Genomic DNA, 13,949 nt, shown 5'->3' on the forward strand with positions numbered 1-13,949 from the left:
ACCCATGCTAAACGGACGCTGGCACCTGCCTGCGCCATCGACCCGTGCCTGCCGGAAACTTACGCCCGTTTTGCTGGCGCTGCTGCTGGGCGGCTGCGCTGTCGGCCCCGACTATCATCGCCCGACGGTAAACGTACCGACACACTATAAAGAAGCAAAAGGCTGGCGCGAAGCGACGCCGCAGGATGCGCAAAGCAAAGGCGAATGGTGGTCGGTCTACCATGACAACACGCTGAGCGGCCTGCTGCGCCAGGTTTCTATCTCCAACCAGAACGTAGCGCAGTATGAGGCACAGTATCGCCAGGCGAAGGCGCTGGTGGCCGAGTCCCGCTCCGACCTTTTTCCCAGCGCCACCTATACCGGCTCTTCAACGCGGAGCGGCAGCACCACATCCGGCCAGCGGACGACCAGTAACAGCCAGTCTTTACAGGCCAGCGCCAGCTGGGAACTGGATATCTGGGGCAAGCTGAGACGCACGCTGGAAGAGAATAAAGCGAGCGCGCAGGCAAGCGAAGCCGAGCTGGCGAATATCACACTTAGCGCCCAGTCCGAGCTGGCGCAGGACTATTTCCAGCTGCGCATCATGGATCGGCAGATTGCGCTGTATCAGGAAAGCGTCGCGGCGTATCAGCGCTACCTGACCGTCATTAATAATAAATATCAGGCCGGCAGCGAGTCTCGCGGTACGCTGGCACAGGCTCAGGCGCAGCTGGAAAGCGCTCGCGCTTCCGCGCTGGATCTTAGCTGGCAGCGTGCGCAGACCGAACACGCCATTGCTCTTCTTATCGGTAAAACGCCAGCCGAATTCAGCCTGCCAGCCACGACAGAAATGACGGCAACGCTGCCGCCTCTTCCACAGGCAGTGCCGTCAACGCTGTTGCAGCGTCGTCCGGATATCGCCTATGCCGAACGCACCGTTGCCGCGGCCAATGCCGCCGTAGGCGTAGCCATTGCGGGTTACTATCCCGATCTGACGCTAAGTGCCAGCGGCGGTTTCAGCAGCTCTGCGCTGCATAACCTGCTGTCGTTGCCTAATCGCGTCTGGTCGCTGGGGCCATCGCTTAGCGGCACGCTACTGGACTTTGGCGCCACGTCTTCCAAAGTGGAACAGGCCCGCGCGGCCTATGATGCAGACGTCGCCAGCTATCGCCAGGCGGTGTTGACCGGTTTCCAGGAGGTAGAAAACTATCTGGTGGAGCTGAACACATTGCAGGATGAAATGGCCGCGCAGCAGCGCGCGACGCAGGCAGCGCAGGAGTCGGCTCGCGTGACCCGCAACCAGTATGAAGCCGGGATGATCGACTATCTTGACGTCGCCACCACGGAAAACACCAGCCTGAGCCAGCAGCAAAGCCTGCTGTCGCTGCAAAGCACGCAGTGGGTTGCCAGCGTGGAGCTGATTGCGGCGCTGGGTGGCGGCTGGACGGCACCCTCGCATTGATGCGCAGGAAAGAGTTTAAATCATTGATTTAATCCAATAAGATGCTCCCGTAGCCAGCAGCGGCTATGGGAGTATTATTAGAATTCACGCTTCACGACAACTTAACCGCTATATCTGATATTGCATACGTCATCATTCGCCATGGCGCAGGCCAAAAAGACATTTTCCTTATTATCTTTGTTCCCAAACGTAAATTTAATGATGAGATTCCTTGGGGGGGCTGTTTCGCTGTCGGCCATCACCGGAACAACGTTTGTCGAGCCGCGCCGCAAAACTTTCTGCAACACTGTAGATTTCGGTATTAATCGCCCTCAACGCTCGTAATTTTCACCGTTTACCATTGTCTTGCTCAGCCATATCCTGCATCGTTACAGGCAAATTTACTGGCTAAGGAGATGCCATGCTGCTTTCTTTTTTTCGTCTGCTTTTTCGTCTGCTGTATCGCACTCGTCTGGCTGGCGATATTTCCGCGCTGCATCAGCCAAAGGTGCTGATTGTTCCTAATCACATGTCGTTTCTGGACGGCATGCTGCTGGCGCTGTTTTTGCCGGTTAAACCCGTGTTCGCCGTCTACTCCTCCGTCAGCGAGCAGTGGTATATGCGTTGGGTGCGCTCGCTGGTCGATTTTGTGCCGCTCGATCCCACTAAACCGCTGTCGATCAAGCACCTGGTGAAAACGATCGGGCAAGGCCGCCCGGTGGTGATCTTTCCGGAAGGGCGGATTACCGTTACCGGCTCGCTGATGAAAATTTATGATGGTGCCGGTTTTGTGGCGGCAAAATCGCAGGCGGCCGTGGTGCCAATAAGAATTGAAGGCGCGGAATATACGCCGTTTGGCCGTCTGGCTGGCGTCTTCAAGCGTCGTCTTTTTCCACGTATCAGCCTGACCGTGCTGCCCGCCACCACCATCCCCATGCCGGAAGCAAAAACCGCGCGGGAACGCCGCAAGCTGGCGGGTGAACACCTGCATCATATTATGATGGAGGCACGCATGGCGGTGCGTCCGCGCGAGACGCTTTATCAGGCTTTCCTGTCTGCCCGCACGCGCTACGGTTTTTTTAAGTCCTGCATTGAAGACGTTAATTTTACGCCTGACAGCTATACGGGGCTGTTGAAAAAATCGCTGGGCGTGGGTCGTATTCTGGAGCGCTATACGTCGCCAGGTGAATATATTGGTTTGCTGTTACCAAACGCAACGGTTACGGCAGCAGCCATCCTGGGGGCGTCAATGCGTGGCCGTATTCCGGCAATGCTTAACTACACCGCAGGGGTAAAAGGCGTAGGCAGCGCGCTGCAGGCGGCAGAAGTGAAAACGGTTTTTACCTCTCGCCAGTTCCTGGATAAGGGCAAGCTATGGCATCTTCCCGAGCAGCTTACCGGGGTGAAATGGGTTTTTCTGGAAGATTTAAAAGAGACCGTCACGGCTCAGGATAAACTCTGGATCCTTAGCCATCTTCTTTTTCCACGGCTTGCCGAGGTGTCGCAGCAGCCCGAAGACGCGGCAATGGTGCTATTTACTTCAGGTTCCGAAGGCAATCCTAAAGGCGTAGTGCATTCGCATAAGAGCCTGCTGGCAAACGTTGAACAGATCCGGACCGTGGCCGATTTTACGCCGCGCGATCGCTTTATGTCGGCGCTGCCTTTGTTCCATGCCTTTGGCCTGACGGTGGGCTTGTTTACGCCACTGATGACCGGCGCAGAAGTCTTTCTTTATCCAAGCCCGTTACACTATCGCATCGTTCCCGAACTGGTCTATGACCGTAACTGTACCGTACTGTTCGGCACCTCTACCTTCCTGGGTAACTATGCGCGCTTTGCCAATCCTTACGACTTTGCCCGGTTGCGCTATGTGGTCGCCGGTGCGGAAAAACTACAGGAAAACACGCGTCAGGCGTGGATGGATAAATTCGGTATTCGCATTCTGGAAGGCTACGGCGTGACCGAATGCGCGCCGGTTGTCGCGATTAACGTGCCGATGGCCGCCAAAAATCACACCGTTGGGCGAATTTTACCCGCGATGGACTCGCGGCTTATTTCCGTTCCCGGCATTGAGCAGGGCGGTCTGCTACAGCTGCGCGGCCCGAACATCATGAAAGGCTACCTCAGAGTCGAAAAACCGGGCGTGCTGGAAGCGCCGCAGGCGGATAACGGCGAGGGGCAAATGGAAGCGGGCTGGTACGATACCGGCGACATTGTCAGCTTTGACGAGCACGGTTTCTGCCAGATTCAGGGCCGCGCCAAACGCTTTGCGAAAATCGCGGGTGAAATGGTCTCGCTGGAAACCGTAGAGCAGCTTGCGTTAAAAGCGTCGCCAGAAAAACAGCACGCTGCCTCAATCAAGCCGGACGGCAACCGTGGCGAAGCGCTGGTGCTGTTTACCACCGACGGCGAGCTTAACCGCGAGCAGCTACAGCGTGCGGCCCGTGAAATGGGCGCGCCGGAGCTGGCCGTGCCGCGCGATATTCGTTTCCTTAAGCAGCTGCCGCAGCTGGGCAGCGGTAAACCCGATTTCGTCACGCTGAAAAGCATGGCGGAACAGCCGGAAAACAGGACGGAAAATGCGTAACTCATCTGGCGGCGAAAAGCTGCTGTCGCGCGGTATGATAGCGGTTATTGTCGCGCAGTTTTTGTCCGCTTTTGGCGACAACGCGCTGTTATTCGCCACGCTGGCGGTGCTTAAGCAACAGCTCTGGCCGGACTGGAGCCAGCCGATACTGCAAATGGTTTTCGTCGCGACCTACATTATCCTGGCGCCTTTTGTCGGTCAGTTTGCCGACAGCTTTGCCAAGGGGCGCGTGATGATGTTTGCTAACGGCCTCAAGCTGCTGGGCGCGCTGGCGATCTGCTTTGGCCTGAATCCTTTTATCGGCTATGGCCTGGTCGGCATTGGCGCAGCGGCCTATTCCCCGGCTAAATACGGCATCCTTGGCGAAATCACTGACGGAGAAGCGCTGGTTAAGGCAAACGGCCTGATGGAGTCTTCTACCATTCTGGCAATCCTGCTGGGTTCGCTGGCGGGCGGTATGCTGGCCGACTGGAACCTGACCGGCGCACTGATTGCCTGCGTGCTGGCCTATGCGCTGGCCGTGGCGGCAAACACGCTTATTCCAAAACTGGCGGCCGCCCGCGTCGGGCAAAGCTGGCATCCGCTGCGCATGTCGGCCAGCTTTTTCCAGGCCTGTCGCATTTTATGGCGAGATGGCGAAACGCGCTTTTCACTGTTGGGCACCAGTCTGTTTTGGGGAGCAGGCGTAACGCTGCGCCTCCTGCTGGTATTGTGGGTACCGGTTGCGTTAGGCATTACGGATAACAAAACGCCGACGCTGCTAAACGCTATGGTTGCTATCGGCATTGTGTTTGGCGCAGGAGCCGCAGCGAAGCTGGTGACGTTGAAAACGGTTGGCAGATGTATGCCGGCAGGCGTGCTGATCGGCGTAGCGGTGACCTGTTTTGCTTTACAGCATACTGCAACAGGCGCTTATGGACTGCTGATAGTCATTGGCATGCTGGGCGGCTTTTTTGTGGTGCCGCTGAACGCGCTGCTGCAAATGCGCGGCAAGGCAAGCGTCGGTGCCGGTAACGCCATCGCCGTACAAAACCTGGGCGAAAACAGCGCGATGCTGCTGATGCTGGGGCTTTATACCGTGGCTATTAAGCTCGGTACGCCGCCAGTCGCCACTGGCGTAGGATTTGGTGCGCTGTTTGCTCTGGCTATTGCCGTACTGTGGGGATGGCAGCTGGCGCAAAAGCGGGGGCGCAGCGTGCAGTAAGGGCGATCTGAATGCGGCACCAGCTGTTACGGAGGGTGCCGGTGTCGTGCTTCGGACAGCTCATGCCGGACGTCAGTACGGTATAAACAACCTCAGGGGCGGATATTCTCCGCCCCCTGTGACGGAGGGTTTACGGCGCAGGGAAAGTATAACGGCGATGAATCGCCTCAAGACCCTGCATCACCTCTTCATCCAGCGTCAGATTGTAGCTGTCGATATTGGTTTTTAACTGCTCCAGCGTGGTAGCGCCCAGCAGCGTGCTGGCAACAAAAGGCTGCTGACGGACAAATGCCAGCGCCATCTGTGACGGATCCAGATGGTGCTTTTTCGCCAGCGCGACATACTCAGCTATTGCCAGCTCAGCCTGTTCGCCGCTGTAGCGCGTAAAGCGGCTAAACAGCGTGTTACGTGCGCCTGCAGGTTGCGCACCGTTCAGGTATTTTCCGCTCAGCGTACCAAAAGCCAGGCAGGAGTAGGCCAGCAGCTCCACGCCTTCGTGCTGGCTGATTTCCGCCAGGCCAACTTCAAAGCTACGATTCAGCAGGCTGTAAGGATTCTGGATAGAAACAATGCGCGGTAGCTCGTGCTTTTCGGCCAGCTGCAAATAGCGCATCACGCCCCAGGGGGTTTCATTGGAAACGCCGATATACCGGATTTTCCCGGCGCGCACCTGCTCGTTCAACGCTTCCAGCGTTTCCAGCAGCGTTACCGTTGCGGTGCTGTCTGCGTATTCGTAGTTCAGTCTTCCAAAATAGTTGGTTTGACGCTGCGGCCAGTGCAGCTGGTAAAGATCAATATAATCGGTATTAAGCCGTTTCAGGCTGGCATCCAGCGCGGCGCGAATATTTTTACGATCCAGCGCCTGACCCGGACGAATTGAGGCGTCGGCACCGCGTACCGGGCCAGCGACTTTTGACGCCAGAATAATTTTTTCGCGATTGCCGCGTGCTTTCAGCCAGCTGCCGATATAGGTTTCGGTTAATCCCTGCGTTTCCGGACGCGGCGGTACCGGATACATTTCGGCGGTATCAATCAGATTAATGCCGGAACGCAGCGCTAAATCGAGCTGGGCATGCGCATCGGCTTCGCTGTTCTGCTCGCCAAAGGTCATGGTGCCTAATCCCAGGCTGCTGACTTCCAGCGTACTGTGGGGAATACGATGATAATGCATTTGCCGGCTTCCTTTTTCATTATTAAGAACCGGCCCGGCGCCACAATGGCAGGTTACCAGCGCCAGATCCGGCTTTTGACTATAACCGTCGGGCACAGCAGGGGGAAGAGCAGATTTATCGGGAAGTGCGGTAAGCCACCTGGTTGACACGCTCAGGTGGCGAGATAGGGTTTAACGTTCGACAATCGAGGAAACCTCGTCGCCGTTAATCTGGAGTTCATGGCCGGAGCGGTCAGTATATTTAACCAGGCCGGTATCCGCGTCGATTTCCGGTTTACCCTGGGTCATAATCATTTTCCCATCTTTGGTCGCCATAACATAATCGCTGCTGCAACCGCCCAATAGCGTAGCCAGCATCAATACGGCTGCGCCTGACATCAACTTCATAATTCGCTCCCTTAGCCTGAAAATATCTCCCGATAGTAATAGCTTATTTTAGAGAAAGCGTTAACCGCAGAACTCCGAAAAGCGTGGTGTAGCACGACAAACTATTGACTTTGATCGTGAAATCGTCAGGAAAGAGGCCGACCGGCAATGCCGGTCAGCTCAGATCAGGCGTGGTTTTTTTTGCTGCGCAGCAGATTGAGGCACTCTACGGCCATAGAGAAAAACATGGCGAAATAGATATAACCTTTTGGTACGTGGATATTGAAACTTTCCAGAATAAGGGTAAAACCTACCAGGATCAGAAAAGAGAGCGCCAGCATTTTGACCGAAGGATGACGCTCAACAAATTCGCCAATAACGCGGGCGGCAAACATCATCACGCCAACCGCAATCACTACGGCCGCCATCATAATAATCAAATGATCGGAAAGTCCTACAGCGGTGATAACGGAATCCAGGCTAAAAATAATGTCGAGCAGCATAATCTGCACGATGGCCCCGATAAAAGAGTGCACGTTAGTCTTGTGCTCCTCTTCGTTGCCTTCAATCGTTTCGTGGATCTCCTGGCTTGATTTCCATAACAGGAAAAGCCCGCCAAACAGCAAAATCAAATCTCGTGCGGAAAAATCGTGATCCATCAGGGTAAACAGCGGGGTAGTCAGGCGAATAACCCAGGCGATAGAAGCCAGCAGGCCCAGACGCATCAGCATGGCGCCCGCAAGGCCCACACGGCGCGCGGCATTCTGTTGCTGCTTAGGGAGCTTAGCTACCACCAGAGAAAGAAAGATAATGTTATCAATACCCAGGACGATTTCCAGAATCGTCAGCGTACCCAGTGCCAGCCAGGCGTTGGGATCGGCAATCCAGTCAAACATACAAACGTCGCATCCTAAACGAAAGTTAAACGAAGAGTATACTCATCCGAATGCCAGTCAGCTAAAGCTTTACAGTAAAAAATGGCGGGCAAGAAGCGGGGCGGTAAAGGTCTTCTTCAGATAGAAGCCTCTCGGCAGCGTCATTATCGGCTGGCCATTTTCGCCAATGCCTTCCGTCAGCGCTTTGCTGTTGGCCGCTTTAGGACGGATTTGCAGTACTTCACCGTGGCGCGCGGTGATACGCTCTACCTGACCCAGCACGATCATATCCATCAGCTCTTCCCAGTCACGCCGCAGCAAGGTTTCTTCTTCCTGATTCGGGCTCCAGAGAAGCGGCGCGCCGACGCGGCGTTCTGCCAGCGGGATCGCTCTGTCGCCTTCAACCGGCATCCACAATACTCTGGCCAGCTTATGGCGCACGTGGCTGGTTTCCCAGACCAGGCCGCTGTTGCCGGTCAATGGGGCAACACAGACAAAGGTTGTTTCCAGCGGGCGGCCCTGTACATCAATCGGGATGGTTTTCAGTTCCACGCCAATATCTGCAAAGTCCTGCTCGGGCTTGCTGCCTGCGCTTGCACCCAGATAGCGCTCCAGCAGCATGCCAACCCACCCTTTGTCCCGACGTAAATCAGCCGGAATAGCCAGGCCGGCATTCAGTGCCAGCTCACCCAGCGTAAAGCCTGCCAGCTGGCGTGCACGCGCAAGCAAAATGGCTTCACTTTCAGGCCGCGGCACGGAAAAAAACGTTGCTGACATAAAGGCTTCTCTGTTGCTCAAAAAATAGACAGTGTTTTTTCCCGCTAAAAAACGCTGAACGGGAAGTGGGGGAAAGCGGAATAATAGCATGATTAATCATGCCTTTTTATTTGCGTCCGCCTCTGTTTTGTCCGCGTGCGAAAAGGTTATGCCTGACTGCGCACCGACAATGAACAGGATCTTACACGTAGTTATCCACAGAAAAATGGGATAAGTCGACTTTTATCACAGTACTGTTTCGATTTACAGGCTTGACTCGACCACTTTATCCATTTTTCCCCTTTTTTTGCTTATCATAGCGGCATAACCTGTGGATAAAAAAGGCGATGCTCGATCTTTCGCCAGTGCCTTAGCAGCCCGGTATGACACTAAGATTAAAGCGTTAAAACCCGCCGCCGACGTCAGGTAAATTCCAATGCTTATAATCAGTTAACCACTATACTGATAGCGCGTGTATCGGCCGTCTGGAAAGTTTTCCCCAAACGTTAAGAGAGTTCTGCACAAAGATATCCACAGAAAAGGTGAATAAAATCGGGTAAAAAAGGCGGATTCTGTTTATAACTCGGGAAATGTTCGTAAGTTATCCCGCGAATGCCGCCCCACAGGGGGAAAAAGCAGTGGTTTACCGCCTGTAAGGAGTATGAAACAATCAGAACATCCGAGTTTTAAGTTTGAGGTAGTCCAGTGATCGATGATGATGGCTACCGCCCGAATGTTGGTATCGTAATTTGTAACAGGCAGGGACAAGTGTTGTGGGCCAGACGCTATGGCCAACACTCCTGGCAGTTTCCCCAGGGAGGGATAAATCCTGGAGAAACGGCAGAACAGGCGATGTATCGAGAACTCTTTGAGGAAGTTGGTTTACACCGCAAAGATGTGCGCATCCTTGCCTCTACCCGAAACTGGTTACGCTATAAGTTGCCAAAACGTTTGGTGCGTTGGGACACAAAGCCGGTTTGTATCGGCCAGAAACAGAAGTGGTTTCTTCTGCAATTATTGTGCAATGACGCGGATATCAATATGCAAACCAGCAGCACGCCAGAGTTCGACGGCTGGCGCTGGGTAAGCTTCTGGTATCCTGTACGCCAGGTGGTCTCTTTTAAACGCGACGTCTATCGGCGAGTGATGAAAGAGTTTGCCGGCGTGGTAATGCCGCTGCAGGAGAACGCCGTACCGCGAACTACGCCTTATCGACGGAAGAGAGGGTAAGCCACTTAAAATATGCTTACACAGCTGCGCGAGATAGTTGAAAAAGTGGCAGGAGCGCCCCGGCTGACCGAGGCGCTCGATATTCTGGTCAGCGAAATTTGCCTGGCAATGGATACCGAAGTCTGTTCGGTTTATCTGGCCGACCACGACCGCCGCTGCTATTACCTGATGGCAACGCGTGGGCTAAAAAAACCGCGTGGCCGCACCGTTGCGCTGGCCTTTGACGAAGGGATCGTCGGGCTGGTCGGTCGGCTGGCCGAGCCTATCAACCTGGCGGATGCGCAGAGTCATCCCAGCTTTAAATATATTCCTTCCGTAAAAGAAGAGCGTTTCCGCTCTTTCCTCGGCGTGCCGATTATCAGCCGTCGCCAGCTGTTGGGCGTGCTGGTGGTGCAGCAGCGCGAACATCGCCAGTTCGATGAAAGCGAAGAGTCTTTCCTCGTTACGCTGGCTACGCAGATGGCCACCATTCTTTCCCAGTCGCAGCTGAATGCGCTGTTTGGGCAATATCGACAGACCCGCGTGCGTGCGCTGGCTGCCGCGCCGGGCGTGGCGGTGGCAAAGGGCTGGGTAGAAAGCAATCAGCCTTCGCTGGAAAACGTCTCGGCGGCCTCCACGCTGGACGCGGTGCGCGAGCGGGAAAGGCTGTCGGTGGCAATGGATGAAGCCTCTGGCGAGTTTCGGCGCTACAGCAAACGCTTTACCTCCAGCGTGCATAAAGAAAGTGCGGCCATCTTCGACCTCTATTCGCACCTGCTGAGCGACAACCGCCTGAAGAAAGACCTTTATGCGGAGATCGATAATGGCTCGGTCGCAGAGTGGGCGGTTAAAAAGGTTATTGAGAAGTTCGCCGCGCAGTTTGCCAGCTTACAGGATAGCTATCTGCGCGAGCGGGCCGGTGATTTGCGCGCGCTGGGCCAGCGTCTGCTGTTCCATCTTGACGATACGATGCAGGGCACTAACACGTGGCCCGCGCGCTTTGTGCTGGTTGCCGATGAGCTGAGCGCGACCACGCTTGCCGAGCTGCCGCACGAGCGCCTGGCTGGCGTAGTGGTCAGAGACGGTGCGGCCAACTCGCACGCGGCCATTATGGTGCGCGCAATGGGCATCCCAACGGTGATGGGTGCCGATATCCAGCCGGAAGTGCTGAACGGTAGACTGCTGATTGTCGATGGCTATCGCGGCGAGCTGCTGGTCGATCCCGAACCGGTGCTGGTGCAGGAGTACCAGCGGCTTATCACCGAGGAAAATGAGCTAAGCAAGCTGGCGGAGGACGTGGTTGAGCGACCGGCGGCGCTGAAGTCTGGCGAGCCGATAAAGGTCATGCTCAACGCCGGTCTTAGCGCAGAGCACGAGCAGGCGCTGGGTAGCCGCGTGGATGGCGTCGGGCTTTACCGCACGGAAATTCCGTTTATGTTACAAAACGGTTTCCCCTCGGAAGAAGAGCAGGTGGCGCAATATCAGGGCATGCTACAGCTGTTTCTGGAAAAGCCGGTAACGCTGCGTACGCTGGATGTCGGTGCGGACAAGCAGCTGCCTTATATGCCCATCAGCGAAGAAAACCCTTGTCTGGGCTGGCGCGGCATCCGCCTGACGCTGGATCAGCCGGAAATTTTTCTGGTACAGGTTCGTGCAATGCTGCGCGCCAACGTCGCCAGCGATAACCTCAGCATCCTGCTGCCAATGATCACCAGCATCGATGAAATTGATGAAGCGCTCAAACTGATCGAGCGTGCCGGAAAAGAAGTAGAGGAGATGCTGGGTTACGGCATCCCGAAACCGCGTATCGGCGTCATGATTGAAGTGCCTTCAATGATTTTTATGATCGGCCATCTGGCGAAGCGGGTCGACTTTGTCTCGGTTGGCACCAACGATCTGACGCAGTATCTGCTGGCTGTCGATCGTAATAACACGCGTGTCGCTAACCTGTACGACAGCCTGCATCCCGCTATGCTGCGGGCGCTAAAAACCATTGCAGAAGAGGCGAAGCAGGCCGGAATTGAGCTGTGCCTGTGCGGCGAAATGGCAGGCGATTCCAGCTGCGTCGCGCTGTTGATAGGGCTTGGCTATCATCACCTGAGCATGAACGGCCGTAACGTCGCGCGGGTCAAGTATCTGCTGCACCACATTGATTACGAAGAAGCGCAAAAGCTGGCGGAAGCGGGCTTGCAGGCGCAGCAGGCAACCGAGGTGCGCCATCTGGTCGCCACGTTTATGGAAAGACGCGGCCTGGGCGGGCTGATCCGTGGCGGACGCTAGCCATTAAAGTTTACAGTTACCCGGGCCGCCTTTTATGCGGCCTGTGCTATGATGCGCGCCTCTGTACGGCGCCACGCGCGCTCTGGTTTATTCATTCCGTCACCTGAAATCAGGGACTTTACATAATGGTGAAAGATGACTAACGGCTATCTGGCTTTCCCCCAATTTGATCCGGTAATTTTCTCCGTCGGGCCGCTCGCTCTGCACTGGTATGGACTGATGTACCTCGTTGGTTTCATTTTCGCCATGTGGCTGGCAGTGCGTCGTGCCAACAAGCCCGGCAGCGGCTGGACAAAAGATGAGGTTGAAAACCTGCTGTACGCCGGTTTTCTGGGCGTCTTCCTCGGTGGCCGTATCGGCTATGTGCTGTTTTATAACCTGCCGCTGTTTCTGGATAATCCGCTTTATCTGTTTAAGGTCTGGGACGGCGGTATGTCGTTCCACGGTGGCCTGATTGGGGTTATCTGCGTGATGCTGTGGTTTGCGCATCGCACTAAACGCAACTTCTTCCAGGTTTCCGATTTTATTGCGCCGTTAATCCCGTTTGGGCTGGGCGCAGGCCGTCTGGGCAACTTTATCAATGGTGAACTGTGGGGACGCGTCGCGCCGGATTTGTCGTGGGCCATGCTGTTTCCTGGCTCCCGTAGCGAAGACGTTGCGCTGGTAGCAACCCATCCGGAATGGCAATCTTTGCTGGCTACCTACGGCGTGCTGCCGCGTCATCCTTCCCAGCTCTATGAGCTGCTGCTGGAAGGCGTGGTGCTGTTTATTATCTTAAATCTCTATATTCGTAAAAAACGCCCGATGGGCGCGGTCTCAGGGCTGTTCCTGCTTGGCTACGGCGCATTTCGCTTTATTGTCGAATACTTCCGTCAGCCGGATGCTCAGCTGGGCCTGTTTGACAACATTATCAGCATGGGACAAATCCTCTCGACGCCAATGATTATCGCTGGTGCCATTATGATGATTTGGGCCTATCGCCGCCGTGCTGCGCAGCAACTTCGTGAGGAAAAATGAAACAGTATCTGGAATTAATGCAAAAAGTGCTCGACGAGGGCACGCCGAAAAATGACCGTACCGGTACCGGGACACTGTCGATTTTTGGTCATCAGATGCGTTTCAACCTGCAGGAAGGTTTTCCGCTGGTCACCACGAAAAAATGCCATTTGCGTTCGATCATCCACGAGCTGCTGTGGTTTTTGAACGGCGATACCAACACGGCTTATCTAAAAGAAAACAAGGTTACTATCTGGGACGAGTGGGCCGATGAAAATGGCGACCTTGGCCCGGTTTACGGTAAGCAGTGGCGCAGCTGGGGCGCGGCTAACGGCCAGCAGATTGACCAGCTGGCGAAGGTGATGCAGCAGCTGAAAAGCGATCCCGATTCCCGCCGCATTATCGTTTCCGCCTGGAACGTGGGCGAACTTGATGAGATGGCGCTGGCGCCGTGTCACGCTTTCTTCCAGTTTTATGTGGCGAACGGCAAGCTTTCCTGCCAGCTTTACCAGCGTTCCTGCGATGTGTTCCTCGGCCTACCGTTTAACATCGCCAGCTACGCGCTGCTGGTGCACATGGTGGCGCAGCAGTGCGATCTGGAACCGGGTGATTTTGTCTGGACGGGCGGCGATACGCACCTTTACAGCAATCATCTGGAACAGGCCAATTTGCAGTTGACGCGCGAGCCGCGTCCATTGCCGAAACTGGTGATCAAGCGTAAACCGGCTTCGCTGTTTGATTATCGTTTTGAAGATTTTGAGATTGAAGGTTACGATCCCCATCCCGCTATCAAAGCGCCGGTGGCTATCTGACGGATTAAGGGAGCGGGTTACCGCTCCCTTTGTTCTTCCCGTTTAGCGCATTTATTTTTCTCTACCAGCCTCTGTTTCGGCTCCCATCCCCTGGTCCCGTTCCTCTGTTATTGCGGGCACATACCCGGCTTTTAACATCCCGGCTCCCGTTCCTCTGTTATTGCAGGTCTATACCCGGCTTTTAATATCCCGGCTCCCGTTCTTCTGTTATTGCGGGCACATACCTGGCTTTTAACATCCCGGCTCCCGTTCCCCTGTCATTGCGGATCCATA

General features: G+C 55.2%; 11 protein-coding genes. 7 read left to right on the forward strand and 4 right to left on the reverse strand.

All coding sequences use genetic code 11. From position 1 onward, the window contains the following. Positions 1-4: 4 nt before the first annotated feature. The 3 genes from KUE00_RS11870 (at position 5) to lplT (ending at position 5,211) form a co-directional block, all read left to right on the forward strand. Positions 5-1,441, forward strand: coding sequence for an efflux transporter outer membrane subunit (locus KUE00_RS11870; RefSeq protein ID WP_246760130.1), 1,437 nt, complete (start codon positions 5-7; stop codon positions 1,439-1,441). 400 nt (positions 1,442-1,841) lie between these two features. Beyond that, a complete protein-coding gene (gene aas / locus KUE00_RS11875; protein WP_246760094.1) occupies positions 1,842-4,007 on the forward strand; it encodes a bifunctional acyl-ACP--phospholipid O-acyltransferase/long-chain-fatty-acid--ACP ligase in 2,166 nt (721 codons plus the stop codon). Continuing rightward, positions 4,000-5,211, forward strand: coding sequence for a lysophospholipid transporter LplT (lplT, locus tag KUE00_RS11880; RefSeq protein ID WP_246760095.1), 1,212 nt, complete (start codon positions 4,000-4,002; stop codon positions 5,209-5,211). Before aas ends, lplT begins: the two co-directional genes overlap by 8 nt. Before the next feature lie 130 nt (positions 5,212-5,341). Here lplT and KUE00_RS11885 read toward each other — a convergent pair whose 3' ends face one another. The 4 genes from KUE00_RS11885 to mutH all read right to left on the reverse strand — a co-directional run bounded on the left by KUE00_RS11885 (position 5,342) and on the right by mutH (position 8,400). Continuing rightward, positions 5,342-6,382 (reverse strand): NADP(H)-dependent aldo-keto reductase, encoded by a 1,041-nt coding sequence (locus KUE00_RS11885; protein WP_246760096.1) that lies wholly within the window; start codon positions 6,380-6,382, stop codon positions 5,342-5,344. Positions 6,383-6,553: 171 nt separating this feature from the next. Continuing rightward, positions 6,554-6,769 (reverse strand): YgdI/YgdR family lipoprotein, encoded by a 216-nt coding sequence (locus tag KUE00_RS11890; protein ID WP_281434582.1) that lies wholly within the window; start codon positions 6,767-6,769, stop codon positions 6,554-6,556. A 164-nt stretch (positions 6,770-6,933) separates the two neighbouring features. Continuing rightward, positions 6,934-7,644, reverse strand: coding sequence for a TerC family protein (locus KUE00_RS11895; RefSeq protein ID WP_246760097.1), 711 nt, complete (start codon positions 7,642-7,644; stop codon positions 6,934-6,936). 69 nt (positions 7,645-7,713) lie between these two features. Continuing rightward, entirely contained in the window at positions 7,714-8,400 is a 687-nt protein-coding gene (gene mutH, locus KUE00_RS11900; RefSeq protein ID WP_246760098.1) for a DNA mismatch repair endonuclease MutH, read from the reverse strand. 684 nt (positions 8,401-9,084) lie between these two features. Here mutH and rppH point away from each other — a divergent pair. From rppH to thyA, 4 genes are all read left to right on the forward strand, one after another. Then, positions 9,085-9,609, forward strand: a complete 525-nt coding sequence (rppH, locus tag KUE00_RS11905) for an RNA pyrophosphohydrolase (RefSeq protein WP_246760099.1) — start codon at positions 9,085-9,087, stop codon at positions 9,607-9,609. A gap of 12 nt (positions 9,610-9,621) precedes the next feature. Continuing rightward, on the forward strand, positions 9,622-11,868 hold the full coding sequence (ptsP, locus tag KUE00_RS11910; RefSeq protein WP_246760100.1) for a phosphoenolpyruvate--protein phosphotransferase: 2,247 nt from the start codon (positions 9,622-9,624) through the stop codon (positions 11,866-11,868). A 135-nt stretch (positions 11,869-12,003) separates the two neighbouring features. Continuing rightward, entirely contained in the window at positions 12,004-12,885 is an 882-nt protein-coding gene (gene lgt, locus KUE00_RS11915) for a prolipoprotein diacylglyceryl transferase (protein ID WP_246760101.1), read from the forward strand. Beyond that, the gene (gene thyA, locus KUE00_RS11920; protein ID WP_246760102.1) at positions 12,882-13,676 is read left to right on the forward strand and encodes a thymidylate synthase; all 795 of its coding nucleotides are present in this window, start codon (positions 12,882-12,884) and stop codon (positions 13,674-13,676) included. The genes lgt and thyA overlap by 4 nt, the downstream gene beginning before the upstream one ends. The last annotated feature ends 273 nt before the right edge of the window (positions 13,677-13,949 follow it).

The sequence above is a fragment of the Erwinia phyllosphaerae genome (assembly GCF_019132875.1).
GTDB lineage: Bacteria > Pseudomonadota > Gammaproteobacteria > Enterobacterales > Enterobacteriaceae > Erwinia > Erwinia phyllosphaerae.

Excerpts from the sequence above, each read along its gene's own strand:
- KUE00_RS11870 (WP_246760130.1), top strand. The coding sequence starts at position 5 with ATGCTAAACGGACGCTGGCACCTGCCTGCGCCATCGACCCGTGCCTGC.
- aas (WP_246760094.1), top strand. The coding sequence starts at position 1,842 with ATGCTGCTTTCTTTTTTTCGTCTGCTTTTTCGTCTGCTGTATCGCACT.
- lplT (WP_246760095.1), top strand. The coding sequence starts at position 4,000 with ATGCGTAACTCATCTGGCGGCGAAAAGCTGCTGTCGCGCGGTATGATA.
- KUE00_RS11885 (WP_246760096.1), bottom strand. The coding sequence starts at position 6,382 with ATGCATTATCATCGTATTCCCCACAGTACGCTGGAAGTCAGCAGCCTG.
- KUE00_RS11890 (WP_281434582.1), bottom strand. The coding sequence starts at position 6,769 with ATGAAGTTGATGTCAGGCGCAGCCGTATTGATGCTGGCTACGCTATTG.
- KUE00_RS11895 (WP_246760097.1), bottom strand. The coding sequence starts at position 7,644 with ATGTTTGACTGGATTGCCGATCCCAACGCCTGGCTGGCACTGGGTACG.
- mutH (WP_246760098.1), bottom strand. The coding sequence starts at position 8,400 with ATGTCAGCAACGTTTTTTTCCGTGCCGCGGCCTGAAAGTGAAGCCATT.
- ptsP (WP_246760100.1), top strand. The coding sequence starts at position 9,622 with ATGCTTACACAGCTGCGCGAGATAGTTGAAAAAGTGGCAGGAGCGCCC.
- lgt (WP_246760101.1), top strand. The coding sequence starts at position 12,004 with ATGACTAACGGCTATCTGGCTTTCCCCCAATTTGATCCGGTAATTTTC.
- thyA (WP_246760102.1), top strand. The coding sequence starts at position 12,882 with ATGAAACAGTATCTGGAATTAATGCAAAAAGTGCTCGACGAGGGCACG.